The organism is Pectobacterium cacticida (assembly GCF_036885195.1).
Classification (GTDB): domain Bacteria; phylum Pseudomonadota; class Gammaproteobacteria; order Enterobacterales; family Enterobacteriaceae; genus Pectobacterium; species Pectobacterium cacticida.
The window spans coordinates 37,859-64,758 of the sequence record NZ_CP133656.1; the positions used below are offsets into that span (position 1 = coordinate 37,859).

The 26,900-nt window shown below is 48.1% G+C and carries 24 protein-coding genes and 4 pseudogenes; 15 read left to right on the top strand and 13 right to left on the bottom strand.

The genetic code is table 11. The features are described 5' to 3' along the window. Positions 1–12 precede the first annotated feature (12 nt). On the top strand, positions 13–801 hold the full coding sequence (locus RFN81_RS00170) for a hypothetical protein (RefSeq protein WP_264497263.1): 789 nt from the start codon (positions 13–15) through the stop codon (positions 799–801). Positions 802–1,490: 689 nt separating this feature from the next. Next, on the top strand, positions 1,491–1,673 hold the full coding sequence (locus tag RFN81_RS00175) for a hypothetical protein (protein ID WP_264497264.1): 183 nt from the start codon (positions 1,491–1,493) through the stop codon (positions 1,671–1,673). 54 nt (positions 1,674–1,727) lie between these two features. On the opposite strand, the gene RFN81_RS00180 is transcribed toward RFN81_RS00175, so the two are convergent. The 6 genes and pseudogenes from RFN81_RS00180 to RFN81_RS00205 all read right to left on the bottom strand — a co-directional run bounded on the left by RFN81_RS00180 (position 1,728) and on the right by RFN81_RS00205 (position 6,224). Next, positions 1,728–2,207, bottom strand: a complete 480-nt coding sequence (locus RFN81_RS00180) for an Hcp family type VI secretion system effector (RefSeq protein WP_264497265.1) — start codon at positions 2,205–2,207, stop codon at positions 1,728–1,730. Positions 2,208–2,235: 28 nt separating this feature from the next. Beyond that, complete coding sequence (locus RFN81_RS00185; protein WP_264497266.1) at positions 2,236–2,445, bottom strand: hypothetical protein; 210 nt, start codon at positions 2,443–2,445, stop codon at positions 2,236–2,238. Positions 2,446–3,009: 564 nt separating this feature from the next. Then, positions 3,010–4,218 (bottom strand): IS256 family transposase, encoded by a 1,209-nt coding sequence (locus tag RFN81_RS00190; RefSeq protein WP_264495962.1) that lies wholly within the window; start codon positions 4,216–4,218, stop codon positions 3,010–3,012. Between the two features lie 126 nt (positions 4,219–4,344). After that, positions 4,345–4,873 (bottom strand): annotated as a pseudogene (locus RFN81_RS00195) (IS5 family transposase); the annotation flags it as partial. Between the two features lie 89 nt (positions 4,874–4,962). Beyond that, positions 4,963–5,472 carry a DUF1097 domain-containing protein gene (locus tag RFN81_RS00200; protein WP_264497267.1) on the bottom strand — a complete coding sequence of 170 codons (510 nt, stop codon included), beginning with the start codon at positions 5,470–5,472 and terminating at the stop codon, positions 4,963–4,965. 14 nt (positions 5,473–5,486) lie between these two features. After that, a complete protein-coding gene (locus RFN81_RS00205) occupies positions 5,487–6,224 on the bottom strand; it encodes an SDR family oxidoreductase (protein WP_264497268.1) in 738 nt (245 codons plus the stop codon). Positions 6,225–6,346: 122 nt separating this feature from the next. Between RFN81_RS00205 and RFN81_RS00210 the strand changes: the two genes are divergently transcribed. Further along, positions 6,347–7,228 carry a LysR family transcriptional regulator gene (locus tag RFN81_RS00210; RefSeq protein ID WP_264497269.1) on the top strand — a complete coding sequence of 294 codons (882 nt, stop codon included), beginning with the start codon at positions 6,347–6,349 and terminating at the stop codon, positions 7,226–7,228. 231 nt (positions 7,229–7,459) lie between these two features. On the opposite strand, the pseudogene RFN81_RS00215 reads toward RFN81_RS00210, so the two are convergent. From RFN81_RS00215 to RFN81_RS00225, 3 genes and pseudogenes are all read right to left on the bottom strand, one after another. Further along, a pseudogene (locus RFN81_RS00215) lies at positions 7,460–7,679 on the bottom strand (DUF2274 domain-containing protein). Between the two features lie 275 nt (positions 7,680–7,954). Next, the gene (gene bhsA / locus RFN81_RS00220; protein WP_264497270.1) at positions 7,955–8,212 is read right to left on the bottom strand and encodes a multiple stress resistance protein BhsA; all 258 of its coding nucleotides are present in this window, start codon (positions 8,210–8,212) and stop codon (positions 7,955–7,957) included. 451 nt (positions 8,213–8,663) lie between these two features. Continuing rightward, complete coding sequence (locus RFN81_RS00225; RefSeq protein WP_264497271.1) at positions 8,664–9,023, bottom strand: YceK/YidQ family lipoprotein; 360 nt, start codon at positions 9,021–9,023, stop codon at positions 8,664–8,666. A gap of 266 nt (positions 9,024–9,289) precedes the next feature. On the opposite strand from RFN81_RS00225, the gene ibpA reads away from it, so the two are divergent. From ibpA to dcuR, 5 genes and pseudogenes are all read left to right on the top strand, one after another. Next, entirely contained in the window at positions 9,290–9,703 is a 414-nt protein-coding gene (gene ibpA / locus RFN81_RS00230) for a small heat shock chaperone IbpA (protein ID WP_264497272.1), read from the top strand. A gap of 154 nt (positions 9,704–9,857) precedes the next feature. Next, a complete protein-coding gene (ibpB, locus tag RFN81_RS00235; protein ID WP_264497273.1) occupies positions 9,858–10,310 on the top strand; it encodes a small heat shock chaperone IbpB in 453 nt (150 codons plus the stop codon). Positions 10,311–10,890: 580 nt separating this feature from the next. After that, a complete protein-coding gene (locus RFN81_RS00240) occupies positions 10,891–12,303 on the top strand; it encodes an anion permease (RefSeq protein WP_264497274.1) in 1,413 nt (470 codons plus the stop codon). 144 nt (positions 12,304–12,447) lie between these two features. Then, entirely contained in the window at positions 12,448–14,070 is a 1,623-nt protein-coding gene (locus RFN81_RS00245) for a sensor histidine kinase (RefSeq protein ID WP_264497275.1), read from the top strand. Between the two features lie 2 nt (positions 14,071–14,072). Then, positions 14,073–14,794: pseudogene (dcuR, locus tag RFN81_RS00250) on the top strand (two-component system response regulator DcuR). A 181-nt stretch (positions 14,795–14,975) separates the two neighbouring features. Here dcuR and RFN81_RS00255 read toward each other — a convergent pair. Continuing rightward, positions 14,976–15,533: a flavodoxin family protein gene (locus tag RFN81_RS00255; RefSeq protein WP_264497276.1), complete on the bottom strand. Its 558-nt coding sequence runs from the start codon at positions 15,531–15,533 to the stop codon at positions 14,976–14,978. A gap of 110 nt (positions 15,534–15,643) precedes the next feature. On the opposite strand from RFN81_RS00255, the gene RFN81_RS00260 reads away from it, so the two are divergent. Then, positions 15,644–16,039, top strand: coding sequence for a winged helix-turn-helix transcriptional regulator (locus tag RFN81_RS00260; protein WP_264497277.1), 396 nt, complete (start codon positions 15,644–15,646; stop codon positions 16,037–16,039). A gap of 44 nt (positions 16,040–16,083) precedes the next feature. On the opposite strand, the gene RFN81_RS00265 is transcribed toward RFN81_RS00260, so the two are convergent. Next, a complete protein-coding gene (locus RFN81_RS00265; RefSeq protein WP_264497278.1) occupies positions 16,084–17,427 on the bottom strand; it encodes a 2-hydroxycarboxylate transporter family protein in 1,344 nt (447 codons plus the stop codon). A gap of 1,404 nt (positions 17,428–18,831) precedes the next feature. Between RFN81_RS00265 and dppA the strand changes: the two genes are divergently transcribed. From dppA to RFN81_RS00295, 6 genes are all read left to right on the top strand, one after another. Next, a complete protein-coding gene (gene dppA / locus RFN81_RS00270; protein WP_264497279.1) occupies positions 18,832–20,439 on the top strand; it encodes a dipeptide ABC transporter periplasmic-binding protein DppA in 1,608 nt (535 codons plus the stop codon). 232 nt (positions 20,440–20,671) lie between these two features. After that, positions 20,672–21,691 carry a dipeptide ABC transporter permease DppB gene (gene dppB / locus RFN81_RS00275; protein ID WP_264497280.1) on the top strand — a complete coding sequence of 340 codons (1,020 nt, stop codon included), beginning with the start codon at positions 20,672–20,674 and terminating at the stop codon, positions 21,689–21,691. A 13-nt stretch (positions 21,692–21,704) separates the two neighbouring features. After that, positions 21,705–22,607 (top strand): dipeptide ABC transporter permease DppC, encoded by a 903-nt coding sequence (gene dppC, locus RFN81_RS00280; protein WP_264497281.1) that lies wholly within the window; start codon positions 21,705–21,707, stop codon positions 22,605–22,607. A 13-nt stretch (positions 22,608–22,620) separates the two neighbouring features. Next, complete coding sequence (gene dppD / locus RFN81_RS00285; RefSeq protein WP_264497282.1) at positions 22,621–23,601, top strand: dipeptide ABC transporter ATP-binding protein; 981 nt, start codon at positions 22,621–22,623, stop codon at positions 23,599–23,601. Next, positions 23,598–24,608 (top strand): dipeptide ABC transporter ATP-binding subunit DppF, encoded by a 1,011-nt coding sequence (dppF, locus tag RFN81_RS00290; protein WP_264497283.1) that lies wholly within the window; start codon positions 23,598–23,600, stop codon positions 24,606–24,608. The genes dppD and dppF overlap by 4 nt, the downstream gene beginning before the upstream one ends. Positions 24,609–25,051: 443 nt before the next feature. Then, positions 25,052–25,141, top strand: coding sequence for a SymE family type I addiction module toxin (locus tag RFN81_RS00295; protein ID WP_232487482.1), 90 nt, complete (start codon positions 25,052–25,054; stop codon positions 25,139–25,141). A gap of 86 nt (positions 25,142–25,227) precedes the next feature. Here RFN81_RS00295 and RFN81_RS00300 read toward each other — a convergent pair whose 3' ends face one another. Then, positions 25,228–25,506 (bottom strand): hypothetical protein, encoded by a 279-nt coding sequence (locus RFN81_RS00300; protein ID WP_264497284.1) that lies wholly within the window; start codon positions 25,504–25,506, stop codon positions 25,228–25,230. Between the two features lie 4 nt (positions 25,507–25,510). Then, positions 25,511–26,869, bottom strand: a pseudogene (locus tag RFN81_RS00305) (RHS repeat domain-containing protein); the annotation flags it as partial. Between the last annotated feature and the right edge of the window lie 31 nt (positions 26,870–26,900).

The window sequence follows — 26,900 nt, forward strand, 5'->3', positions numbered from 1 at the left end:
CCTGAGTACTCAATGATAGAGAAATCAATAAGTAGTGAAGTTGTTTTTACATGGAGAATGGTGAAAATGGAATATATCGGATCATCTGATAGAGTGCTTGCCAGATATTATGATGCCTTTATTAAACGAGCTAGTGGTATCATTCAGGAAACAGCAGAAGACATTGGCACAGGTGCAGCGAGAATGTCAGTGTGGATATCACCATATTCAATCGCACATTTGAATCCTAACTACGTAAAAGCAATGACTGAATACAGATCTTTGATAATTAATGAAGATAAAAGGATGCTATACTGTTTGTCTTTCTTGGTCAGGAAACCCTCTATTATTTATGACATGGTGAAAGAAATTGTAGATTATTTATTTTCCAAAATGCCTGAAAAAGAGAAAAAAGAATTATCGGAAAAATTTAAAGATATAGGGTATAAGTTTTCTAATGCTATAACAGATCAAGTAGTTAAACAAGCAACAAAAATTGCTTTAATAGAGGCATTATCACAACTAATTGCGTCAAGAATATTTAATGATCCAGAAGTAAACCGTATAGCTAAAAGATTATCTCAAGGGGTTATTACAGCATTTCAAATATATGGTTATGTAGAAAAGTCATCTCGTGCTGCCCGAAAATTAAGGCGCGATGACAAAGTCATATATAATATGATTTATTCGCAAGGTACAGAGATGTTATATTTCATTATAGCAAAAAAAATCAATCCCCTTATCGTGGTAACTAGATCTAACGACCATACTAATGCTGATGATTTTATCAACGTATTGGCTGATATTTTTTATGATTGGTAATCATTATGTTAAAAAACGTAAAGTCTGTTTTTTTTGATATTCTGGCTATTATTTTAACTGGTATCTTTTCAATTGTTATTATTTACTTATGTGGATATATGCCAGAGAGTATTGTTTTGCCATTTGCTGGCATCGGATTCATTTTGTCATTTTGGTTAAGCCACCACTTAGTGGATAAACTGAGGTAATTATAATTTCTTACATTTTTCGCCATTTACTATTATGAGGTTTTTATTCCCAGTATATACATTATAATTCATATTTTTTTTAGTGAGTATTTATCAGATAAACTATAGCCACCAATAAAGTCAGTGTAGAATGGAATATAATCATGAAAGAACACATTCTTTGTTAAATAATATGAATCCGGCAGAATTAATCCTGTGTCTCCATAGAAACAAAGATATTAAATAATCCAGATGTAAATTTATCCGTCAGTCAATTATCAAAAGAGCAATAACAGAAATTAAAATATATAGTTATATTGAGAAAGCCGCTCAATCCGCACGAAAATTAAGACGTAATGATCGAGCAATATATAATATTCTTTAATCAAAAAATACTGAGATGTTCTACTTCATCGTAGAGAAAAATAGATCCTTTAATTGTTATGACAAAATTAAACGATCACACTAATGCCGATGATCTTATAAATGTACTTGCTGATATTTTCTACGACTGGTGATGTCATGTTAAAATCTATCAAACCTGTTCTGTTTGATATTTTAGCTATTTTTATTAAATTAATTTTCTCAATTATCTTTGTTTTTATAAGTGCTCATTTCCCCGATTCTCTTATGCTGCCTTTTGTTGGATTAGGAATACTCTTTTCATTTTGGTTTGGTGATTGTTTGGCTGATAAATTAAGGTGAAATACGGCCACAAAAATATATTGTCGGTGGCCGTATCTAAATGCATCAGAAAAATTATAAAATACTATCATTCCAGATACTATAGCCAGATGTTCCTGCTACTTTATGTTCCCATGATATAGAACCGTATTTTAATAAAACTTTTTCATATGGCATCATTTCATTGTTATTTATTGAATGTGGGTAATTACAGGAGATGTCAACAATACGCGCATCTGTTAATTTAATTTCGTAAAAAAGCTCCAGTTGACCAACAGAATTTACTCTATATAAGAAAAAATTAGCCGTTAACCGTTCATTTGAAGAGGTTGAAACACCAAGCAAAGGTGACGACTTGTCAATAAACTTAACTAATTCAACAGGATGGCAAGACAGGTTATCATCATAACTCATTGAGTGATTGAGACTCAATACTTGTATTTGGTTTTCATGACCGAGTTGACTTCTATTACCAATTGATTGCAGTGATGAACAACCAGAAGAAATTAATCCTTGCTTATCACCTGTAAGTTCTAAATAAATAATGCTAGACATTTTTCTATAACCTCAAGAAGTAAATTTATTAATGCATTGATGGTGTATCAAGCTTGAGTGAAAGTTTTCGTCCATCTGATGTTTTCATTTCAACGAGATTATTTTGGGTTACTTGCATCAAAGAAAGACATAACCTCAACATCAATGCTAATATTTCTTCCGGAGGTAATGAACTATTAAGAAGGCTACTTTTTAATTGTTCATTAAGTTGAGTGGTTAATTCCTCTTTACTTCCCATATTTTCTCTCCATGTGTTAATTCACTGTTTTTAAATTAAAATCGACCATCCCAAATAGGGTATAAAATGCGGACTGATGGTTTATGCGAATTGACTTTGGTTCTCACGTTTCAATGGTACAGATTAATGACGAGCTTTTCAATATTCATTCAATCCAGTTTTCTATGAGAAAATTTACTGGTTGTTTTACTAAAATCATGTTTTTTGACAGCATAGTTATGCTTTTTGTCTTCAATGGGCTAATTAGTTAGCTGGCTAATTTTATAGGCGAAAGGAGTCAGTTCATGAGGTGTTAAGACGAGTTTATCGGATTGTGATTTTGTAGAGCACTCAATAAATCTTCGTATGGTTAATAATAGATAGGATAAAAGCTAAGATTCTTTCAGGTTTATAAAATAGCAGTATGTAAAATATTACAGGGTTATTTTTTATAATTAACTATCTATTATAGAAATGAATATCTGATTTTTGATGAAAAACTAGGCTGTGTCCCTTAACTTAACAACCGTTTCAAAAATAACCTGATCGCGACCCTGTAAATAATTCTGTGTAACTGCCACCGTATTAAAGGTGATCGCTCAGGCGGTCACCGAACTCGATAATAAAACGGCTCATCGCCAGCCGCCAGTTCTGTATCGGCATGCTCCATTTTTTCGAGGCCGACTCGATCGCCAGATAAATCACTTTCCGCACCGAATCGTCCGTTGGGAACACTTTGCGTTTCTTTATCGCCTGACGGATGACGCTGTTCAACGATTCGATGGCATTCGTCGTGTAGATGGCCTTACGGATATCGGGCGGGTAGCCAAAGAATGTATTGAGATTTTCCCAGTGCGTGCGCCAACTCTTACTGATTTGCGGGTATTTCTCATCCCAGATGCCGGAGAATTTGTCCAGCGCCATCAGCGCCGCTTCCTCTGTCGGTGCCTGATACACGGCTTTCAACCCGCTGGTGACTGCTTTGTAATCCTTCCATGAGACGTATTTCAGACTATTGCGTACCATATGGATAATGCATAACTGAATATGGGTCTGCGGATAGACGCTGTTGATGGCCTCCGGGAAGCCCTTCAGACCGTCCACGCAGGCAATGAGAATGTCCTTAAGCCCCCGGTTCTTAAGCTCTGTCAGCACGTTCAACCAGAACTTCGCCCCTTCATTTTCCGCCAGCCACATGCCCAGCAGTTCTTTCTGACCGTCGGTGTTGATGCCCAGCGCAAGGAACACCGCTTTATTGATGACACTGCCGCCATCACGAACTTTCACCACAATACAGTCAAGATAAACAATGGGATACAGTGAGTCTAACGGACGGTTTTGCCATGCAGTAACCTGCTCTTTAACGGCGTCGGTCACTTTAGATATCAGCGTGGGAGAGACATCGGCATCGTACATTTCTTTGAACGTGGCGACAATTTCCCGCGTGGTCATGCCCTTGGCATAGAGGGATAAAATCTGGCTGTCCATCTGCGTGATGCGAGTCTGATTTTTCTTTATTAACTGCGGTTCAAAGGTGCTTTCACGGTCACGTGGCGTGTTGATTTCAAGCTCGCCGTCATCGCACAGCAGGGTTTTAGATGAATAGCCGTTGCGGGTATTCGAGCCTGATTTTGGGGCATTTTTCTCGTGCCCGAGGTGCTCGGTTAACTCAGCATTGAGTGCTGTTTCGACGGTAAGCTTTGTCAGCATACGAGAAAACGCATTCAGGTCAGCTTCGGTTTTAAGGCCTTTAGCCAGTTCAGCAGCGAGTGCTTTGAGTTTCTTTTCGTCCATAATTAGCCTGTCTCTGTTGTTGGAGTGAACATATCAAAAACAGGCAGATACACAATCTAAATTACAGTCTCCTGATCGCCCCAGCTTTAGCATGTTCAGGTAGTTTCTGGCTGTTTTTTCCGATCATGTAGCGATACGACGATTTTCTTTAAGTATCGCAAAGCAACGCTCCACGACATTGCGTTTTTTGTACAAGCCCTATTGAGGCACCGACGTCTGTCCTGACTGGCTTTCTCATTCGATTTAAACGGAATTACCACTTTTATTCTTTTTTTCAAACGAATACGGAGGCTGTTACTTGAGTAACCCTTATCCGCCAGCACTGCTTTCGGGCGCGAACGTTACTGCCATCCAGCGCGATAACATCCCAGTCAATCAACGCTTTTTCGTCCAAAATCTGAAGTAATTTATTGAAAATACTGTTCATCACTCCGGTTTTAGACCACCGGTTAAAGCGGTTGTAAATGGTTTTCCAATGACCATAACGCTCAGGTAAATCCCGCCACGGCGCACCAGAGCAAAGCACCCAGAATATACCATTCATGACACGCCTATGCGCAAAGTAAGGACGACCGCCTGTGGAATAACCCCTTTCAGGTGGCAGCATAGGAGGAATCAGCATCCATGCTTCATCGGGGAAATCGTAACGAGCCAAATGAAAGAACCTTTTGTGGTGAAATCATGTCCCCGATTGTACAAAAACAGTTACGGGACACACCCTAGGACGGATCTGAGTATTGGGCTTCAACTGGCGCTCATACGACGCGGCAGATGGTGTGATATCCAGCCCGCCAACGAGCCAATAGCGCTTGCACCTGCCAGTTGGCCTACCGCAGCAACTGAAGGCTCCAGATGCGCAGCGAACCAGGCGACGAGCCCCAGGAAGTAGCCCAACAAATTATTGAGCGGGGGCAAGCCGCGCAAACTCACGACGATGAGTGCGACCACGAATACCACCGCCGGCATCGCAATCATTAAACCCATAGCTGGCACCAAACTAGCGATGCCTGTCGCTGCTAACGCTCCGATCACCAGCCCCAGCCATACACAACCGAAGTTTTCGAACGCTGAGCGCGTGTCCAGCCCTCGAGAGAAGAAGGCAATCCAGCCAATGAACATGGCCCAAATAGGCAGTTGTAGAGCCAATGAAACGCCCGCAGCGATAGATGCAGTCGCCGCAGCGATGAAGGTGACGGTCAAATAGCGAGGCGATATGTGCCCGGCACGGTGCTGGTTTTGAGAAGGTGTGGTCATGATGATTTCTCCAATCAGGCAATGCCGCCGTTAGCACGCAAGACTTGGCCATTGATCCAAGCACCACCCGCGCTGGCCAGGAAGGCAACCACCGCAGCGATATCATCTGGCTGCCCAAGGCGTTCGAGGGGCGGCATATTGGCGAATGTCTGAATTTGTGCATCGCTCTTGCCATGCAAGAACAACTCGGTTGCCACCGGCCCTGGTGCCACAGCGTTGACGGAAATATTCCGGCCTCGCAGTTCCTTGGCAAAGACACGGGTGAACGCTTCCACTGCTGCCTTGGTGCCGTTGTAGATGGCGTAACCAGGCATGTTCAGCGCCAGCGTCGTACTCGAGACATTGATGATGCGGCCATCTGAGTTCAACCGCGTGCTGGCTTCGCGCAAGGTGTTGAACACGCCTTGGGTGTTGATGGCAAAGTGTTGGGCATACAGTTCGTCGCTGGCTTGTGCCAGAGGCACGGTTTTGAGGATGCCCGCGTTGTTGACCAGTACGTCCACCTTTCCAAGCTGCTGTTCTACCGCATCAAACATGCCGCGCACCTGGTCTGACTTGGAGACATCGGCCCGGATAGCGATCGCCGCTCCTCCAAGCTGCTTGATGTCCTCCGCTAGCGATTCGGCTTCGGCTTGGTTGGACGCGTAGTTGATGGCGACGGCGAAACCGTCGCGCGAAAGCTGACGGGTGATTGCTGCACCGATACCGCGCGACGCGCCCGTCACCAGAGCGACTTTGGTTGAATTGTTCATGGCTGACTCCTTTTGATGTGAAGGCGCTACTTTGCATTAATTGAAATAAAAGATAATCCAGCGTAAATTGCCATAACTATTCCATTCACATTAATAATTAGCCAATGGATCGCTTCCAGGAAATGCAAGTTTTCGTGCGGATCGCTGAGCGGCACAGCTTCTCGCTGGCTGCCGATGACCTGCAAATACCGCGAGCTACCGTCACCAATCTCATCAAGCGATTGGAGAGACGGCTAGGCGCACGGCTTTTGGAGCGCACGACGAGACAAGTTCGTCTTACGCATGACGGTGAAGCCTATTACCAGCGCTGTGTACGTCTGCTTGCAGACTTGGAAGAGGCAGACAGCGCCTTTCGAGAGGCGCAACCCAAAGGCGTACTGCGGGCTAATCTGCAAGGCACGCTCGCAAAGCATTTTGTTGTACCGGCACTGGATCAATTCTTGTCCCGATATCCCGAACTTTCTCTGCACCTGGAAGAAGATGACCGACTTGTGGATTTGGTCAGGGAAGGTGTCGATTGCGTGCTGCGCGCTGGGAATCTAGAAAGCTCTTCCTTGATCGCGCGCCGTGTCGCCGAGCTTGAACAGGTTACCGTGGCCAGCCCAGCCTATTTGAATCAACATGGAGTGCCCAGAGACCTGTCCGATTTGAAGGGCCATTGGGCCGTGGACTACATCGCTCGCCCGCATGGACGGGTCTCAAGCCTCGAATTCCGTGTTGGGAAGGAATGGATCGAATGCCCGTTAGCTTCAAGGGTTTCGGTCACTGGCGCGGACTTATATACCGGAGCTGCACTGTCGGGGCTTGGATTGGTCCAAGTACCACGCTATCGGATCAGCCAGGAAATCGCGGAAGGGCGGCTGGTGGTCCTGCTCGCTGAGTACCCGCCAGCACCATTGCCTGTCTCGGTGTTATACCCACAGAGTCGTCAGTTATCGTTGCGAGTGCGTGTCTTCACACAATGGCTGGCGGAGCGGTTTGCCTCAGCGTTAACCAGAATTTGATCATAATAGAATGAATGCATCATCGTTGATGATAACGCCTGCAAGAAATGTTGGATCAACCGGAATTGTATGGGGTTCCTGGCACCTGTATGTAGTGCTGGCTAAAGCCTGTTCTGCACCGTGCTTGAGCGGGTTTGGTCCCGACCTCTGAATCCAGGTTTCACCTATTCCAACGATCGGACTGATGTCCCTACCTCCTAGGAGCGGTGCATCTGCCAGGTATGGTCCGCGCTATACGTGCGGAACAGTGCGAGCTACATCCTTCCTCTTGAATCCCCTTTCCTGTCATGAATGTCTCCAGCAAGTGTGGGATCAGCGTTACCGCATCGACCGCCTCGCTATGGGTCTGCGAATGAAGCTGCGCATAGCGATCAAGGTCGTCTTTCAGGCTGATCGGGCAGGCAAAGGTCAGTTTCGTGGATTCTGTTTTCGGGGGCGGTCCCAACCACAGCTTGCGCTCGTCATCGTGAAGTCCCCTTGTTGTAGAAAAGTGTCAGCGTGGGCTGGATGTTAAGGTTGGGCCGGGTCAAGTTTCGGAAAGCACCGGCATATGATGAACTCGCCTAATTTATTGATAAAACTGCTGTATCGAGTCTTGGCTCAGTCCAGAGAAGTTTAAATGCTGGCGTCATAGTGAAATAAAAAAAAACCGGCGTGCCCTGATGAAGAGGCAAGCCGGAAAGAGGGTAACACAGGGGCACTTACAACGTGCTCTATTAGGAATAATTAATTATAGATTACCGCGGAACCACGCAACTGGTTGTTACCGGTTGCTGTCGTGATGGTATACGCTTTGGCGCCTGCTTTATCTGCTTTCTGCGCCAGTTTCGCTTGCAGTGAATCCAGAGAGTTGGCCGTCGCGGTAATGACGCCCGCTTTTTCCAGATTGTATGCCTGAGAAGGAGACACATATTCAGCAGCAGAAGCACCAAAAGTAGCGGTAGCAAGAACGATAGCAGCGGCGATGGTTTTTACGTTTTTCATGATGTCTTATCCTTTACTAATTGATAGGTGAAAGGGATTGCCCTTTCGATGACAAGAATGTTACACCTATGCTAATTAATTAAAAAACGGATGTTATTGAGAGACTCTTTCTATTTTTTTGAATAAAAATATTCGTGTAATTATTAATTTTCACATTATTAAACAATGCGTTATACAGATATCTGATATTTATTTACGAACTGTTGACTAAATTTGAATATCTGGTGTTGTATGTCTTTCTTGCAAAAATTTATGAAATAAAACACCACATATGGTTTAAAATAAAGAATAATAATCTTTATAGAAATAAATAAAGGCCGTTTATTGCTATAAAAACTTATCAATCTCTATTTACAGAACTGACGGTTAATGAGGAAAGGGATAAATAGAGGGCGTTTGTGGATGCCGTCGTTTTGCGACGGGTGCACATATTGACGAGAGAACGAACGGTTTACTGCGTTTTTGGCGTCGGCATAGTAGCTAGCTGGGTACTGACCGTCTGATTTTGTTCTTCGCTGCGTGCAACACGGTCGCGCGTTGACAAGTTATTCTCGCCGCGCTTTGCACGATAGTAGTCATACGGCAGCAGTAATGTATCGGCAACGGCTGAAAACGGTAGGTCAATAGCGACTAACGGCATCATTGCCCAACTCGTACCGTCGTCATGCAGCATATCTACGCTGGCTCGTGTGCCGGAATAGTAGCCCTGATCCCCTCCGGTGTGCGTCATGACGCTGGAGCAGCCGCTGGTCATGGCCGCGCCGCTACTGGTAATGATGAATGACAACAATGCGCTCTTTAGTATAGCCATATGACCTATCCATTAATAACCTGCTGCCATCGCGGGTTCCAGAATTCACCTTTCTTGAGTGTGTGTGATAACGCCTGTCGCGTGAGTGAATATTGCATGAAACGCAAATTTTTTTCATTTTTTGCGTCTTGAAAGTCTGAGAAGGGTCACCATATGAATGGTAAGCCGGAAGAAAAGGATACGCCGTCAGGGTGTCTCTTCCGGCAGTGAGCCTGTCCTTAGGGAAGGTAAAGTAAATCCTCGCTGCATATTTAGGAGGCTTTTTTATGCGTAACCCCGACTTTTCGCCCCTGTACCGTTCTGCTATTGGTTTTGATCGCCTGTTTAATCTGCTGGAAGCCGGGCAGACACAGAGTAACGGCGGCTATCCTCCCTATAACGTCGAACGAATTGACGAGAACCAATACCGTATTACGATTGCCGTGGCAGGTTTCTCCGAGCAGGAACTGGACATTACTGCACACGATAACCTCTTGAGTGTGAAAGGCGCTCATGCCGGCGAACCGGTTGCCCGTAACTATCTCTATCAGGGGATTGCCGAACGTAATTTCGAGCGCAAATTCCAACTTGCTGAACATATTCAGGTAAAAGGCGCTAATTTGGAAAACGGGCTGCTGTACATCGATCTTGAGCGCATCGTGCCGGAAGAGATGAAACCGCGCCGGATTGAAATTAAGTAAATCAACGCCGTGACATGCGTACAAGGCTGAACGGCAGCACTGCGAATGAAAATCTCGTCTGCCGAATGGGGACGATGCCAGCCAGCTTGCCGTGGCTGGCATAGAGTACGCCCGCATGGGCATTATTATCTCGCTTCTTAGAAGGAGTCATATCATGCGTAACTACGATTTATCACCTTTATTGCGTCAATGGATCGGTTTTGACAAATTAGCCAGCTCAATGCAAGGCGGCCAGGAATCGATTGATTTTCCTCCGTATAATATTGAAAAGAAAGACGATAACCACTATCGCATTACGCTTGCGTTGGCCGGGTTCCGTCAGAGCGATCTGGACATTGAAGTAGAAGGCCCGCGTCTGAACGTAAAAGGGACGCCTGCGCCGACGGATAAAGACGTAGAATATCTGCACCAAGGGCTGGTGTTTAAACCTTTCACGCTAAGCTTTACGCTGGCCGAGCATCTGCATGTATCCGAGGCGCATTTTGAAAATGGTCTGCTGCATATTGATCTGATCCGCGAAGTGCCGGAAGCGCTGCAGCCGCAACGTATTGCCATTGGCGGTGGTCGTCCGGCATTGAGCCAGGAACCTGCTGAAGATGCATCATAACGCCATCTTAACCTGATTCTCCTCCGCGCTCGTTTCAAGACGGGCGCGGTTTTTTTTAATTGACGTCCTCACCGCGCAATATGTTATCAGTTAAATGAAAAATATAATTCATCATTGGCTAATAGTGGTTTGCCTATGAATAGAGAAATACCCGAGTAAATAAATCAGGAATAGGTAATTCGCCACGCACTAAATAAGAATATTATCATTAATCACGGATATTTATTATTAGTGCTTTTCGTTAATTTCATGTTCGATAAGCGTCAGTTGTTATTAAATCTAATCAAATGTTTAACGGCATGTTTCGTTCGAGATAGCTATTTAAATAAGTTAATGAACCACTTTAGTAACTAAACTAATGCTATTTTCCCTGCATAATATAATACTATTTATATATCAATCTCTTGATATTAACCAACGAGAGCCATCCTGCGTTCTTGTTTTCTTGTCTTTTCCCCGCAGATGATTTCTGTTGCGTTGTTTCAGCAGGGTAGTGAAGGAAGAATATTACCGCCCCAACGCTTCCGCCAGATCATCCGTCGTAAATGAGTATTCCGTTTTAATGTAGAGTGGTGTTTTTATGTCTGCGAATAACAGCAGGTTGCTGAAGCTTTTGATTATCTTTTGTATCGCTGGCGGATTATGGTTACTGCCGGTTCCCGATGGCGTTAAACCCGATGCCTGGCACCTCATGGCGATTTTTATTGCTACGGTTGTCGGTCTGATTCTCTCTCCTTATCCGCTTGGCGCGGTGGCGATGTTCAGCCTCACCTCGGTCGCCCTATTAGGTCTGCTATCCATAAAAGAGGTGCTCGCGGGGTTTAGCGACCCCACCATTTGGATGATCGCCTGTGCTTTCTTTATCTCGCGCGGCTTCATTAAAACCGGTTTTGGTCGACGTATCGGCCTATTGTTCATTAGCAAACTGGGGAATAGCTCTCTCGGCCTGGCGTATGGTTTGGTGTTTACCGACCTGCTCTTTGCTCCAGCGATGCCGTCTACCTCCGCCCGATGCGGCGGGATCATCACGCCGCTATTTCGGTCGATTGCTGAAGCCTATGACTCTACACCGGAGAAAGGCACACAGAATCGCATTGGTGCATTTCTGGTGCAGACCATTTTCCAGTGTAACGCCGTGACCTCGGCGATGTTCATGACCTCCATGGCGGGTAATCCCATGGTGGTGAAACTGGCTTCTCAGTTTGGTGTTCATATCAGTTGGACGAGTTGGGCGCTGGCAGCATTGCTGCCGGGCGTGTTGTCTTTGGCGCTGATCCCCTATTTGCTCTACCGTTTTTACCCGCCAGAACTTAAGAAAACATCAGAAATGCGGGCGATTGCCATCGAAAGGTTACATGAGATGGGCAAAATGACCCGCGATGAGTGGATAGTATTGATCGTGTTTTTAGGGCTCGTGACGTTCTGGGTTTTGGGCTCAACCCTGAATATCGACGCTACCTTGACCGCGCTGGCCGGTTTGAGCTTACTGTTGCTTAGTCGCGTATTGACCTGGGACGATGTGATCGGAGAGAAAGAAGCCTGGCACACGGTAGTGTGGTTTGCTGTGCTGATGACGCTAGCCGGTCAGCTTAACAAGATGGGTCTGATTGCCTGGTTTGGCGGGCTGGCCGCTAATGCGGTTAGCGGAATGTACTGGCTACCGATGTTGGGTCTGCTGTTGCTGGTTTACTACTACAGTCACTATATGATGGCGAGTGCGGTTGCCCATATTAGCGCGATGTACGCTATTTTCGTCTCTATTGCGCTAGCTGCCGGCGCGCCCCCGATGCTGACGGTACTGGTATTCGGTATCTTTAGTAGCCTGTTTATGTCCACGACGCACTATTCCGGTGGCCCGGCCCCAATATTGTTCGGTACGGGCTATATGTCGTTGGGAACCTGGTGGAAGATCGGCTTCTTGTCCAGCCTGGTCGTCATCCCTATTTGGCTTGGCGTAGGCAGTCTGTGGTGGAAACTGCTGGGTTTCTGGTAAATCAGGCTTTACTGAGACGGAAAATTGAATCCCGATCCCTTCGTTCATACACCGACCCTGCCCTTATGACAGGGTCGAAGCCTCACAGCACGTAATGAAACAGTATAAGATGGCGGTATGATTATGGTGGCTTCGGAGAATGACATGGGTAAAAAAAAGACACCGCTAAAGCTGGGCACCTCGATGTTTCTGATGGTGTCTGTTGTGCTGGGTGCGGTGCTGCTGGTGGTGTATTCCCTCCTGTTTTTCCGTATTAATCAGCTCTCAGAGGATCACCTGCGAGAAAAAGCCTTTGCCATCGCTCGCACGTTTGCCGCCTCTCCCGTGGTTATTGATGAACTGAAAGGCATTGGTCAGCCGCAAGCGGTGCAACGCGCTGCGGAAACCATCCGGCTACGTAATCAATTGCTCTTTGTCACCGTTACGGATATGGATGCGGTACGTCATAGCCACCCTGAACCAGAAAGAATTGGCGAACGTTTTGCCGGGCGGGATATTTACCCGGCGCTGCTAGGCATGGAAAACTCGTCCATCAACAGGGGGACGCTCGATCCCGCCCTGAGAGTGTTCACCCCGGTATTTGACAACAACCACAGGCAGATTGGCGTTGTCGCGTTGGGGATTGCCTTGACCAGCGTACAGAAGGTGATCAGCGATAATCGCTGGATGATCCCGTGGCCGTTGCTAGCCGGAGCGTTGGTCGGCTGGCTGGGTACATTGATTTTGGTAAAAGTGCTTAAACGTATCATGTTGGGATTCGAGCCGTTTGAAATCTCGAACCTGTTTGAACAGCGTAACGCGATGCTGAAACACATTAAAGAGGGCGTTATCGCTGTCGACCACAATGGGCGTATGACGGTAATCAATGATGAGGCGCAACGGTTATTTCGCCAGAACAGGGGCAGAAGCGATGAATCATCGGCGTCAAAACCAGCCGAATGCGTCGGCGAGCAGTGGCTAGAACATTTGCATCTGAAACAGGTGTTGGAGAGCGGTATGCCGCGGCGCGATGAAGAGATTAACGTTAATGGTCACCTGTTGCTGACCAATACCGTGCCGGTTTTTGTCAAAGGCAATATCATAGGTGCGATTGCGACGTTCCGTGATAAGACGGAGATCAGCCAGTTGCTGCAAAGGTTGAGCGGGATGTCCTATTATGCGGATGCCCTGCGTGCGCAGTCGCACGAGTTCATGAACAAACTCCATGTCATACTGGGAATGTTACACCTAAAGTATTACTCGCAACTGGAAGATTATATTCTGAAGACCGCCAATAATTATCAGGCGGAGATTGGCTCGATTATTCGCCGGGTGAAATCGCCGGTCATTGCGGGTTTCCTGCTAGGTAAAATCAACCGCGCTCGCGATCTCGGTATTACGCTCACTATCAGTGAGGATAGCCTATTGCCGGATACCGATGACATTGATGCCACGAATGAGTTGATTACCGTATTGGGTAACCTGATTGAGAATGCGATGGACGCGATAGATGGGCAGGAAAACGGCGAAATCAGCGTCAGTTTTCATCACCAGCATGGCCGCCTTCACTGTACCGTGGGCGATGACGGCCCAGGTATTTCTCTGGAGAATCAGGCGCGTATTTATGAGCAGGGGTTCTCAACCAAAGGCAGTGGGCGTGGTATTGGTCTATACCTCACTAAACAGAGTCTGGAGAAGATTGGCGGCACTATCGAGTTTGAATCGGAACCGGAAGTGTACACCCAGTTTTTCGTCACTATTCCTTATCAAGTAAGCAAGGCTGTTTGACCATGATTAATGTACTGATTGTTGATGACGATGCCATGGTGGCGGAGCTTAACAAATCTTATCTGAACCAGGTTTCCGGGTTTAGCTGCTATGCGACCGTTCCCACGTTGCAGCAGGCGCGTAACCTGCTGATGCAACCCGACCTGGAAATCGATTTAGTTCTGCTGGACATCTACATGCAGCAGGATAATGGGTTGGATCTGCTGCCGACCATCCGTGAATTTAGTGAGAAGACGGACGTTATCATTATCTCTTCCGCCAGTGACGTCTATACCATCAAAAAGCGCTCCATTATGGCGTCGTGGACTATCTGATAAAGCCTTTCCAATTCTCGCGTTTTGAGCAGGCGCTGACGGCCTATCGCGAAGAGGCCCAATTGTTCAATCATCGCGATTTTGTCGCCCAATCGGATATTGATAATCTGATCCGCCGTACTGGCGGTAACACCGTGAGTGAGCGTAAAAAATTACCAAAGGGGCTGACGAGTTTGACGTTGCGTACCGTCTGCGAATGGATTGAAGGTAATCAGGGGATCGAATTTTCTACCGAAATGTTGGCGAATGCGATTGGCATTTCCCGTGTTTCCTGCCGTAAGTATCTGATCTACCTCTCTGATACGCGTATTCTAACCACCAATATTTTGTACGGTTCAACGGGGCGACCGGTTTACCTGTATCGTCTGTTACCGGAAAAGCAGGACTCACTACGCCAATACTGTGAATAAACGTCTGTTCCAGTAGACAAATGATAGAGTGCGCCGGGTAATTTCATTTCGGTCGTTTGCTGAGTCGTATTGAACACGGCCTGTTAAGCGGCAACCGTGGTGATGTAAACCAGCAGGCCGCTCAGTAATAAATAAACCGTGCTTTTTTGCCCCTGATATCTCAGGTTGGCGTTGTGGTGTGTTATTCGCCTTTGAAACGACGGGTAATCTCTGCGACACGAGCGCCGTACTGTTTCGCCGTATCCAGATCGCCTGAAGGGATGGCCTCTGCACCGGCATCCGATGGGGATTGAGCGAGGAGACCGACGGATCCGCCGAGGTTATTAACGTCATTGCGCGTAGCGGCAAGCGTATTCGATGGCGCAAACCCCAGGCTAACCCAGATCCCACCATGTTGCGACGCGAGTGTTTGCAGGTAAATTAACGTGACTTGCTTGTCGCCATTTAGACTCGCGCTGTTAGTAAAACCACCAAAAATCTTATCTTCCCACGCACGTGTAAACCACGCTTTGGACGTTGCATCGGCAAATTTCTTGAATTGCCAGGGCACGGAACCCATATACGTGGGCGCGCCAAAAATGATGGCGTCCGCCGCATTCAGCGTTTCCCATCCTTGTTCATCGACATTCCCCTCCGCATCAATGGCAACGAGCACGGCATTCGCACCTTCGGCAACGTTTTCGGCGATGCGTTTGGTATGTCCGTATCCAGAGAAGTAAACAACGGCAATATTCGTCATGGCATTTCCTTATTCAGATTCAGGTTAGGCTTTAGTGGTAATAAAGTATATATTATAAACCTACATAACAAGAAGTTACCCCTAATATACTAGGTTTACCCGAATATACTATGAATACAATATCAGTGGCTGAAGGCGAGCAAGTGGTAGACGAGCCGCGTTATAACGTTTATCTACAACATTGTCCGGCGAGAATGATTCTCGAACGTTTGGCTGATAAATGGGCGTTATTGATAGTTGGTTTGCTGAAAACCGGGCCGATGAGATTTAATCAACTGCGACGAGGCATTGAGGGCGTGTCGCAGAAGGCGTTAAGCCAAACGTTAAAGCGGCTTGAGCGAGATGGTCTGCTTTCCCGCAAGGCATTCCCAACCGTGCCTGTGACGGTAGAATATGCGTTGACCCCATTAGGTAAAACGTTATCGGATGCCATCGAGCCGCTGGCCACATGGGCGGAAAGAAACATCGAAGAGGTATTATTGGCGCAGTCCCGCTATGATCGATAAGGTTTCCTCTAACAGCGAGGAAACCTAAAGCGCGGCGCGAGCAATCAAACAACCCAACTTAGCAATAGTGCCGCGGCAATAACAGTGGTGGCGCCGCCGATCCGGGTCGCGATCTGTGCAAACGGCATGAGAGACATCCGGTTAGACGCCGACAGAATAGCCACATCACCCGTGCCGCCCAGCCCGCTATGGCAGGTGGTCACAATGGAAGCTTCGATCGGATACATGTTCAGGTAAGGAGCCACCAGGAAACTCACCAGCGTCATGGATAACACCACGGAACCACAGACGATGATATAGCCCACAGAGAATACCGCAACGACGCTCTCCAGAGGGATGTATAACATGCCCAGCCCAATCATTAACGGCCAAACCAGAGAGCTGGACACAAATTTGTAAACACTGTGCGCGCCCGTTTCCATAATAGTAGGAAGAATGCGCCCGTATTTACACAAGACGGCGATCAGAATCATTAGGACCGGACCGGGGATGTGTACCAGCTTCTCAACCAGCCCACCTACGATGAAGAAGGCGCAAATCATCAGTAGCCCACCGCCCATCACGTGAAAATCAATGGGTTTTGGCCCGTCATTTTCGGTAAACATCTTATTATCTTCATCACTACGAATCAGCCGGCCTCCACCGGTCAGATCGTGACGTCGCATGCCAAGACGAGACAGCATACCGGCACATAAAATGGCAAAGATATTGCCGACTACCGCCGCGGGCGCTAACTGAGCGACATAGGTATCCGGCGTCTGCCCCAGGATTGCCGAATAGGCGAGGGATAATGGCAGGATACCTTCACCGATGCCGCCGCCGATGATAGGCACAACGATGAAGAAAAAGGTGTGATAGACGCTATAGCCACACAGTTTACCTACCAGTAAGCCGATGGCGACCGCTGTAATGGTGCCGATGACCAATGGCACGAACATGCGTATCATCCCCTGCACCAGGATTTTACGATTCATGCCCAGAATGCTGCCGACAACCAGACAAGCGATAACAAAATACAGAAAATTCGCTTCTTTCATCAGCAGGTCAACGGTGTTCAAGGTGTTATCGTTGAATAGATTGAAGTACACCATGACGGAAGGCACCATCAGGCATAGAATTGCCGGCCCGCCAATGTCCTTAAATACGGGAATGGTGCTGCCAATGTGCGCCAGTAAAAACCCCATTGTCATGATGATGGCAAATCCACCAATCATATTTTTAGGTAAATATCCTTTATAGGCGGCGAGAGCGACAATGGCGGCAATCGCGATGAAAAGCGCAATCGGAACGGCGCCGATTTTCTTTTTAAAGAAATCTCTGACAAAGGATGTTTGCGTTTCCGACGTAAGGTCATTCTCACATAGAAGCGTTGTTTCAACTTTTTTCATTATTTTCACTCAGCCATGATGATTATAAAAAAGACATTGCCCACATGCTGCGTAATGCCATTGCGATTTAGATGGTGCATCCTTGTCGACGTGTTTTAGTGCTCTGTTTTTATCGACGTTGGTATGCTTATTGGGTATCAACTGTGTCAATAATCGCGAGGATTGATTGTCAAAATCATAAAAAAGCGCCTTTTATCAATCAGTAATAAAAAACAAAAGAAGGCGGAGATGATTTGATAATGAATCTCGGTAGGAAGTAATCTAACATGAGTGAATGTTAAAAATAATATGTTATTTGTGTATTTGTGAACTTATTAGCAACTCTATTTTAAATAACTTGTATTATTATTTTGTAATTAAAATTACCTTCTTAAAGTGACAGAGAGAGTGAAGATAATGTCAGCATGGAATATGCTCATTTTATTAGTTGGTTAATTATTTATATATTTCCTTAATTAATGGTTTATTTAATTTAAAAAAATCATTAATTAACTTAATTAGTTAAACGTCGGAAGACCTGCTTATTTTTCGGTTAATGCTGTGATGAATATATCGCAGCGAGAATTTACCTCGTTCCTGTTTTCTCGGTTTTTTATTCGTTATTCATTAGTGAAATCGCTGGTTATGCGTCTGCTCCTGCAAAATCCGTTACTCAGTGTACGCTTTTGACGTCAGTGAAAGGGAAAAGTGATGTTTTTTTATGTAGCGTAGATAGTTATGGGTTTTCTTATGGCATTGCGTCAAATATTATAATTTCTTATCCCTAATCAGGATTTTCACCTGTTCTTAACGTTTATAACAAAGAATAGTGCTCATATCCTGAACATCCGAGACCAGTTTTCAATAGTTTTTTTATCGGTCGTAATATCTATTTTTTTTGCTTTGTTTGTTGAAATTAAACCAATAACGATGACACAAATAGCATATAAATCTAAATTTTTGTGTTTTAATGGTTTTTTGTTTTGTTGATAAGTGTAAGGAAATTTTGTAAATCCTTACAGCTTATATTGACGTTACAGCCATCAGTTGAGAAATTGAGAGCGTCATAGAGAGAAACTAACGCGGAAAGTGCGATGTGGTTGAAGGATCGCATCTTCATTTAGCGTCTGTGAATGGGGTAGGGTGCTGCAAGGTCCATGCGGTTGTGGTTATCACGCTAATAACGGTGTGGTGCCGCTTGGTTGTAGCAATTGCCCTTTCTCTCGCTCTTATTTTGATTTTGCCTTCGGGCCGCCGGGTACAGATCGCCGCACGTAAAATAACGATCTGACCATCTCTACCTCGTTGATTACAAAATGCGGAACAGGCACTACGTCCACTGTGTTCATGCCGCAGTGTGAAAACGCCTCCGCTGTCTGGAATTAATCGGTATAGCACACAACATCATCCACAATGGAGCATATAATGGAAAAATCCCTATTTAAATCAAGGGTGCTGAGGCTCAGCTTAGGCTTGCTCGCGATGTCCGTCGCGGCAGGTGTTCAGGCCAAAACGCTGGTTTACTGTTCAGAAGGCTCCCCGGAAGGTTTTAACCCGCAGTTGTTCACTTCGGGCACAACGTTTGATGCCAGCTCGGTTCCAATCTATAACCGCCTGGTGGAATTTAAAGACGGCACTACGGATACCATCCCAGGTTTGGCTGAAAAATGGGATATTAGCGAAGACGGTAAAACCTATACCTTCCATCTGCGTAAAGGCGTGAAATGGCAATCCAGCAAGGATTTCAAACCTTCGCGTGAATTCAACGCCGATGACGTGATTTTCTCCTTCATGCGTCAGCAAGACGTTAACCACCCGTACCATAAAGTGTCTGGCGGCAGCTACGAATACTATCAAGGTATGGGCATGCCGGATTTAATCAGCAAAATCGAAAAAGTCGACGATTATACGGTGCGCTTTGTGCTGAATCGCCCCGAAGCGCCGTTCCTGGCCGATCTGGCGATGGACTTCGCTTCTATCATGTCAGCGGAGTACGCGGATAATATGCTGAAAGCTGGGACGCCAGAGAAGATCGACTTGAATCCTATTGGCACCGGGCCGTTCCAGTTACAGCAATACCAGAAAGACTCCCGTATTTTGTACAAAGCTTTTGATGGCTATTGGGGCAGTAAGCCGGGCGTTGATCGTCTGGTCTTCTCGATCACCCCTGACGCATCCGTGCGTTACGCCAAGTTGCAAAAAAATGAATGCCAGATTATGCCGTATCCAAACCCGGCCGATCTTGCTCGTATGAAAGAAGACAAAGATATCACGTTGATGGAAAAGCCCGGCTTGAACGTCGGCTATCTGTCTTACAATGTGGAAAAGAAACCGCTGGATAACGTTAAGATTCGCCAGGCGCTGAACTATGCGGTCAACAAGTCTGCCATCATCGAGGCGGTGTATCAGGGCGCAGGGCAAGCGGCAACGAATCTGATCCCGCCAACCATGTGGGGCTACAACAACGACGTTAAAGACTACAGCTACGACCCTGAGAAAGCGAAAGCGCTGCTGAAAGAAGCCGGTATGGCGGATGGATTCTCTATCGACCTGTGGGCTATGCCGGTGCAGCGTCCGTACAACCCGAACGCACGTCGTATGGCGGAGATGATTCAGTCTGACTGGGCGAAAATTGGCGTGAAAGCCAAGATTGTCACCTATGAGTGGGGCGAATACCTGAAACGCGCGAAAGACGGCGAGCACCAAACCGTACTCATGGGCTGGACCGGTGATAATGGGGATCCTGATAACTTCTTCGCCACACTGTTTAGCTGTGATGCGGCGAAAGACGGCTCTAACTACTCCAAGTGGTGTTACAAGCCGTTTGAAGATCTGATTCAACCGGCCCGCGCCATTTCCGATCACGAAAAACGTATCGAACTTTACAAACAGGCGCAGGTTGTGATGCACGAACAGGCTCCGGCATTGATCGTCGCACACTCTACCGTCTACGAGCCGGTACGTAACAATGTGAAGGGCTATGTGGTTCAGCCGCGTGGCGTACATAGCTTCAATAACGTGACATTGGATTAATACTGCCACTCAATTTCACGGATATTGAAAACCCCGACCTTGCGGTTTCTCATTGGGGAATCCGCGTAGGCGGGGTTTCTTGCCCGTGAAATTCCAATGATGAGCGTCATGCTCGTCACCAAACGTGTCGGCGCATACGATGCTTAAAATCGCTCAATGGCGATTTTTATTTGTGAGCAATGATAAGCCTGTCGGTCAATGAGCCAACGGGCATGAATAGAGAGTTCGGGATATGTTGCAGTTCATACTCCGGCGTTTGGGGCTGGTTATCCCAACGTTTATTGGTATCACCCTGTTAACCTTCGCCTTCGTGCACATGATTCCGGGCGACCCGGTAATGATCATGGCGGGGGAACGGGGTATTTCCGCCGAGCGCCATGCGCAATTGCTGGCTGAAATGGGGCTGGATAAGCCGCTTTGGCAGCAATATCTTCACTATATTGGCGGTGTGTTGCAGGGCGACCTGGGGATCTCCCTCAAGAGCCGTATCCCCGTGTGGGAAGAATTTGTGCCTCGCTTCAAAGCGACGCTGGAACTCGGTGTCTGCGCAATGCTGTTTGCTATTGCGGTTGGCATTCCGGTGGGGGTATTGGCGGCGGTCAAACGCGGTTCTATTTTCGATCATACCTCCGTTGGCCTGGCGCTGACGGGTTACTCCATGCCCATTTTCTGGTGGGGCATGATGCTGATTATGCTGGTTTCTGTTCAGCTTAACCTGACGCCTGTTTCTGGTCGTATCAGCGATACGATTTTCCTCGATGACAGCATGCCGCTGACTGGTTTCATGCTGATTGATACCCTGTTCTGGGGTGAGGAAGGCGACTTTATCGACGCGGTGGAACACATGATCCTACCCGCCATTGTGCTGGGCACGATTCCGCTGGCGGTCATTGTGCGTATGACGCGATCGGCGATGCTGGAAGTACTGGGTGAAGACTACATCCGTACCGCGCGCGCCAAAGGACTGAGCCGTCTGCGTGTGATCGTCGTGCACGCGTTGCGTAATGCGATGTTGCCGGTAGTAACGGTGATTGGGTTGCAGGTCGGCACCATGTTGGCTGGCGCGATCCTGACGGAAACGATTTTTTCCTGGCCGGGGTTAGGGCGGTGGTTGATCGATGCATTGCAGCGCCGTGACTATCCTGTGGTTCAGGGCGGCGTGCTGCTGGTGGCCACTATGATTATTCTGGTGAACCTGCTAGTGGATGTGCTCTACGGTGTGGTTAATCCACGCATCCGTCATAAGAAATAAGGGGAGGACTAAGATGACCCATGTCACTCAACCTGTCGTCAGTAGCGCACCACAGCCGATGACCCCACTACAGGAATTCTGGCATTATTTTAAACGCAACAAAGGGGCCGTCGCGGGTCTGGTTTATGTTGTGTTGATGCTGATTGTCGCCGTTGGCGCCAACGTGCTGGCACCGCACGCGCCCGCTGAACAGTTCCGCGATGCATTGCTGCATCCTCCTGTCTGGCAAGAAGGTGGAAGCTGGCAGTATATTTTGGGCACGGACGATGTCGGACGCGATATTCTCTCGCGTCTGATGTATGGCGCCCGTCTATCGCTGCTGGTCGGTTGCCTGGTGGTCGCGCTGTCGCTGGTGCTGGGCGTGATCTTCGGCCTACTGGCCGGGTATTTCGGCGGAGTGGTTGATGCGCTCATTATGCGCATTGTCGATATTATGCTGGCGCTGCCGAGCCTGTTGTTGGCGCTGGTGTTGGTGGCCGTCTTCGGGCCTTCTATCGTGAACGCTTCGCTGGCGCTGACCTTCGTGGCATTACCGCATTATGTCCGTTTGACGCGTGCGGCGGTGCTGACAGAAGTCAACCGTGATTATGTTACCGCTTCTCGCGTGGCGGGCGCGGGATCGGCGCGTCAGATGTTCATCAACATTCTTCCTAACTGTCTGGCACCGCTCATTGTGCAGGCGTCGCTTGGTTTTTCAAACGCCATTCTGGATATGGCTGCGTTGGGTTTCCTCGGTATGGGCGCACAGCCGCCAACGCCGGAATGGGGCACCATGCTGTCGGATGTGTTGCAATTTGCGCAAAGCGCCTGGTGGGTGGTGACGTTCCCCGGTCTGGCGATCTTACTGACGGTATTGGCATTTAACCTGATGGGGGACGGCTTGCGTGACGCCCTCGACCCCAAACTCAAGCAGTAATAGGGATGAAGAGATGGCGTTGCTCAATATAGATAAATTGTCGGTTCACTTTGGTGATGAAGGGCTGCCGTTTCGGGCGGTCGATCGTATCAGCTATCAGGTGGAAGAAGGGCAGGTAGTCGGTATCGTCGGAGAATCCGGCTCCGGTAAATCCGTCAGCTCGCTGGCGATTATGGGACTGATTGATTACCCCGGCAAAGTCATGGCCGACAAGCTGGAGTTTAACCAGCGTGATTTAACGAAAATTTCAGAGAAAGAACGGCGTAATTTGGTGGGTGCTGAAGTCGCGATGATTTTCCAGGATCCGATGACCAGCCTAAACCCGTGCTATACCGTGGGCTTCCAGATTATGGAAGCCATCAAGGTGCATCAGGGCGGTAACCGTAAAACCCGCCGCCAGCGAGCGATTGACCTGCTGACGCAGGTTGGCATTCCCGATCCGGCTTCGCGCCTCGATATTTATCCACACCAGCTTTCCGGTGGGATGAGCCAGCGCGTGATGATTGCCATGGCGATCGCCTGTCGGCCAAAACTACTGATTGCCGATGAGCCAACGACAGCGTTGGATGTGACCATTCAGGCGCAAATCATTGAGTTGCTACTTGAATTGCAGCAGCGTGAGAACATGGCGCTGATTCTGATTACGCACGATCTGGCGCTGGTGGCAGAAGCGGCGCATCACATCATCGTGATGTATGCCGGTCAGGTGGTGGAATCTGGCAAAGCGGCGGATATCTTCCGCGCCCCGCGACATCCTTATACTCAGGCGTTGCTGCGTGCGTTGCCGGAGTTTGCAACGGATAAATCCCGGCTGGCATCGTTGTCGGGTGTAGTGCCAGGGAAATATGATCGTCCTAACGGCTGTCTGCTAAACCCACGCTGCCCTTATGCGCATGACCGTTGCCGCCGGGAAGAACCCGAATTAAGCGATATTCCTGGTCGTCAGGTGAAATGTCATACACCGCTGGATGATGCGGGGAGGCCAACCCTATGAGTGAACAGATTACCCCATCGCAGCCATACTTATTGCATGCGATTGATTTAAAAAAACACTATCCGGTGAAAAAGGGTTTTTTCGCACCGGAAAGGATGGTGAAAGCGCTGGATGGCGTATCTTTTACGCTAGAACGCGGTAAAACGCTGGCCGTAGTCGGGGAATCCGGTTGTGGAAAATCCACGCTGGGCCGCCTGCTAACGATGATCGAAATTCCGTCGGAAGGTGAGTTGTACTATCAGGGACAGGATCTGCTAAAACCCGATCCCGAAGCGCAGAAGCTGCGTCGACAGAAGATCCAGATCGTGTTTCAGAATCCTTACGGATCGCTGAACCCACGTAAGAAAGTCGGACAGATCCTCGAAGAACCGCTGCTGATCAACACGGAACTGTCAAAAGCCGAACGCCGTGAAAAAACGTTGGCGATGATGGCGAAAGTCGGGCTGAAAACGGAACATTATGACCGCTACCCGCATATGTTTTCTGGCGGCCAGCGTCAGCGTATCGCTATCGCTCGTGGACTGATGCTGGACCCGGATGTGGTGATCGCCGATGAACCGGTTTCGGCGTTGGACGTATCGGTGCGTGCGCAGGTGCTGAACCTGATGATGGATTTGCAGCAGGAGTTGGGGCTGTCTTACGTCTTCATCTCGCACGATCTGTCCGTGGTCGAGCATATCGCTGATGAAGTGATGGTGATGTATCTGGGTCGCTGTGTCGAGAAGGGCAGTAAAGATGCCATTTTCAGCAACCCGCGTCACCCTTATACACAGGCGTTACTGTCCGCGACGCCGCGTCTGAACCCGGATTTACGCCGCGAGCGCATTAAGCTGACTGGCGAACTGCCCAGCCCGCTGAATCCGCCGCCGGGCTGCGCGTTCAACGCCCGCTGCCAGCGCTGCTTTAGCACCTGCATGCAGCATCAGCCGCAGTTGAAAGCCTATGGCGATCAGCAGGTCGCCTGCTTCGCTGTCGATCAAGACGAGCAGGGCAAGGCTGTCGCCTAGTTTATCTTTCTAGCCCACGCCGCTTTTTCGGGGCGTGAGGCTTATTCTTCGTCAACCATGTTTTGGTCAACTCGTCGCCCGGTAATAACGCATTACCGTTATCAGAGACTTTAATAGTGAAAGCACCATTGGAATACAGTGTGATACGCGGTTGTCGTCTTTTCCTTCCACAACATATGCTGCTTTAATAAAATCATAAAGTGACTGTCCTGCCGGGCAAAACGTTAAGCCTTCAGCGCTGGCATCTTTATCCTGATCCTAAAACATCCCTTCAAGCCATCGCGACTCTCCCCCGTTACAGCTAATGGCATACTCAACACGAAGGTAATCGCTAAAAAAGTAACGTATTTATTTATGACTAACTCCTTTTTATAAAAATAACAGCGTGAAAAAAATATATTTTTATTCTGACAACGCCAACCCGCCAACCCGCCAACCGCTGGCTGGAAGAGTCGGGCTTTATCACCGGCATGCCGGTGACCGTCACGGTGGAGCGGGGCAGGATTATTATTGAGACGCAGATTAATTTGTAGTGGCTAATCAACCTATAAAAATAAAATAGCCGGAAGGATCATATGATCGCTTCCGGCCTTTTTAACTAACAATTAAAGTATAAAATCTAAACATCATTAAATATGTCTATTAACTTTTCTATTCGGATTCCATATGCATTTATCTCCCCATCATTACCTATACCAACATTAGATATAGCATTCGACAGTTCATCTAAAATAACATCAACATCCCGTTCAGAAAACTCAACAAAATATCTACCAGTCGGATACATATCTTTTATTTTTATTTCCCCTTCACTCTCTTTTAATATCCCAGCTATATGAGGGTCAGAAATAAAAGCAAGAAGATCATTTATAACCTCACGATTTAGCTTAAAATTCATAGCCTCACCTTATCATTTTGGGGTTGTAACTAAAGCCAAGATCATTAGCTCTGCGTTGCGCTGAACCACCTCCCGAGACTCGACTAGTTCCTTGACTCCAAATTTCTGGCCCGCGAGATTTTCCGAATGTTGTAACAACCTTACCGTCTTGATTTAATACGACAGTTGCCCTTTTACATTGATAGCGGGTTGTTCCATTTGCATTTTCTACAACTTTTTTAGGGTTTTTCACTGCATCGAGCATATCTTTAGCATTGACCCCTTTACCAATATTACGGCCAACTGCTTGGTTTAAAACATGTTTCGTATAACCAGTAATTTTTCCAGCTACTGGCTTATTCGGCTGTTTACAACCCGATTCCGCCAACCCGAACGGATCCACCCACTCCAGTGGGTTATGAACGTAACCTTGAGGCCTTATTCCTCCAAGCAACCCTATCGGATCGGGCGATAGGCACTGTCCGCTTTCCGCATCATAGTAACGATGGCGGTTGTAGTAAAGCCCGGTTTCCGCATCGTATAATTGCCCCTGATAGCGCAGTTCGCAGTACACTTCCTCGTTCGCTGCGTCCCCCAGGTAGCGCCGCAGCGGGATAGGTCGCCGCTCCTCGCGGTATCCGCCCCACAGCGCCTGTTCGCCGCGCCAGTGGATTTCGCCTTCCTCGCTGCATAGCTCCCGCGCCGTGCCCGTCAGGTCGGTCACGATATAGTGCAGGCGCGTGCTTCCGCCCTTTGCCTCCACCTGCGCCAGCGGCCGGAAGCTCCCCGGCTCGTATACCCACTGCACTTCCCGTGCCGCCGACCCGTCGGCCCGGTACTGCTGCTGACCGGTCAGCTGGTCGCCGTCCCAGCGGTACGCCACGCGCGTGACCGCCTGCGCCGACGGGGATTGACCCTCGCGTACCTTGTTGATTCTGCGCCCGAACGCATCGTAGCGATAGCGCCAGCGCGCCCCGTCCGGCAGGCTCACCCGTACCAGCCGGTCCTGCGCGTCCCAGTCGAAATAGGTCTCCTTCGGCCTGAACCCCGGCCGCGTTTCCCGCTTCACAATCAGACGCCCACAGTCGTCATAGCGGTACTGCGTATGGCCCCGCTCGACCACCCGGCCCGCCGCATCGTACCGTGCCGATGCCTGTACCACCGCATCCTGTACCTTCAGCGTCTCACCCAGACCCGGCGCTATCTGCGCCACCTCGCACAGGTTCTGTTCGCTGTCGTAGCCAAACAGCCGCGCCTGACGCCGTCGTCCTTCGTCACGGCGCTCTGCCGTCACCAGCCCGGCGCCGTTGAGCCGGAACGCCTGTTCGCCCCAGTGGCTGTCTGAGATACCCGTCAGGTTGCCCTCCACATCGTAGCCAAAGCGCGTCTCGCTGCCGTCTTCGTATACCACTTTC

Coding starts and splice junctions, on each gene's coding strand:
- RFN81_RS00265 (WP_264497278.1), bottom strand. CDS start 17,427: ATGAAAAAAGTTGAAACAACGCTTCTATGTGAGAATGACCTTACGTCG.
- RFN81_RS00180 (WP_264497265.1), bottom strand. CDS start 2,207: ATGTCTAGCATTATTTATTTAGAACTTACAGGTGATAAGCAAGGATTA.
- ibpA (WP_264497272.1), top strand. CDS start 9,290: ATGCGTAACCCCGACTTTTCGCCCCTGTACCGTTCTGCTATTGGTTTT.
- RFN81_RS00260 (WP_264497277.1), top strand. CDS start 15,644: ATGAATACAATATCAGTGGCTGAAGGCGAGCAAGTGGTAGACGAGCCG.
- RFN81_RS00225 (WP_264497271.1), bottom strand. CDS start 9,023: ATGGCTATACTAAAGAGCGCATTGTTGTCATTCATCATTACCAGTAGC.
- RFN81_RS00240 (WP_264497274.1), top strand. CDS start 10,891: ATGTCTGCGAATAACAGCAGGTTGCTGAAGCTTTTGATTATCTTTTGT.
- RFN81_RS00190 (WP_264495962.1), bottom strand. CDS start 4,218: ATGGACGAAAAGAAACTCAAAGCACTCGCTGCTGAACTGGCTAAAGGC.
- dppB (WP_264497280.1), top strand. CDS start 20,672: ATGTTGCAGTTCATACTCCGGCGTTTGGGGCTGGTTATCCCAACGTTT.
- RFN81_RS00255 (WP_264497276.1), bottom strand. CDS start 15,533: ATGACGAATATTGCCGTTGTTTACTTCTCTGGATACGGACATACCAAA.
- RFN81_RS00245 (WP_264497275.1), top strand. CDS start 12,448: ATGGGTAAAAAAAAGACACCGCTAAAGCTGGGCACCTCGATGTTTCTG.
- ibpB (WP_264497273.1), top strand. CDS start 9,858: ATGCGTAACTACGATTTATCACCTTTATTGCGTCAATGGATCGGTTTT.
- bhsA (WP_264497270.1), bottom strand. CDS start 8,212: ATGAAAAACGTAAAAACCATCGCCGCTGCTATCGTTCTTGCTACCGCT.
- RFN81_RS00205 (WP_264497268.1), bottom strand. CDS start 6,224: ATGAACAATTCAACCAAAGTCGCTCTGGTGACGGGCGCGTCGCGCGGT.
- RFN81_RS00185 (WP_264497266.1), bottom strand. CDS start 2,445: ATGGGAAGTAAAGAGGAATTAACCACTCAACTTAATGAACAATTAAAA.
- dppC (WP_264497281.1), top strand. CDS start 21,705: ATGACCCATGTCACTCAACCTGTCGTCAGTAGCGCACCACAGCCGATG.
- RFN81_RS00170 (WP_264497263.1), top strand. CDS start 13: ATGATAGAGAAATCAATAAGTAGTGAAGTTGTTTTTACATGGAGAATG.
- RFN81_RS00200 (WP_264497267.1), bottom strand. CDS start 5,472: ATGACCACACCTTCTCAAAACCAGCACCGTGCCGGGCACATATCGCCT.
- dppA (WP_264497279.1), top strand. CDS start 18,832: ATGGAAAAATCCCTATTTAAATCAAGGGTGCTGAGGCTCAGCTTAGGC.
- dppD (WP_264497282.1), top strand. CDS start 22,621: ATGGCGTTGCTCAATATAGATAAATTGTCGGTTCACTTTGGTGATGAA.
- RFN81_RS00175 (WP_264497264.1), top strand. CDS start 1,491: ATGTTAAAATCTATCAAACCTGTTCTGTTTGATATTTTAGCTATTTTT.
- RFN81_RS00300 (WP_264497284.1), bottom strand. CDS start 25,506: ATGAATTTTAAGCTAAATCGTGAGGTTATAAATGATCTTCTTGCTTTT.
- RFN81_RS00210 (WP_264497269.1), top strand. CDS start 6,347: ATGCAAGTTTTCGTGCGGATCGCTGAGCGGCACAGCTTCTCGCTGGCT.
- dppF (WP_264497283.1), top strand. CDS start 23,598: ATGAGTGAACAGATTACCCCATCGCAGCCATACTTATTGCATGCGATT.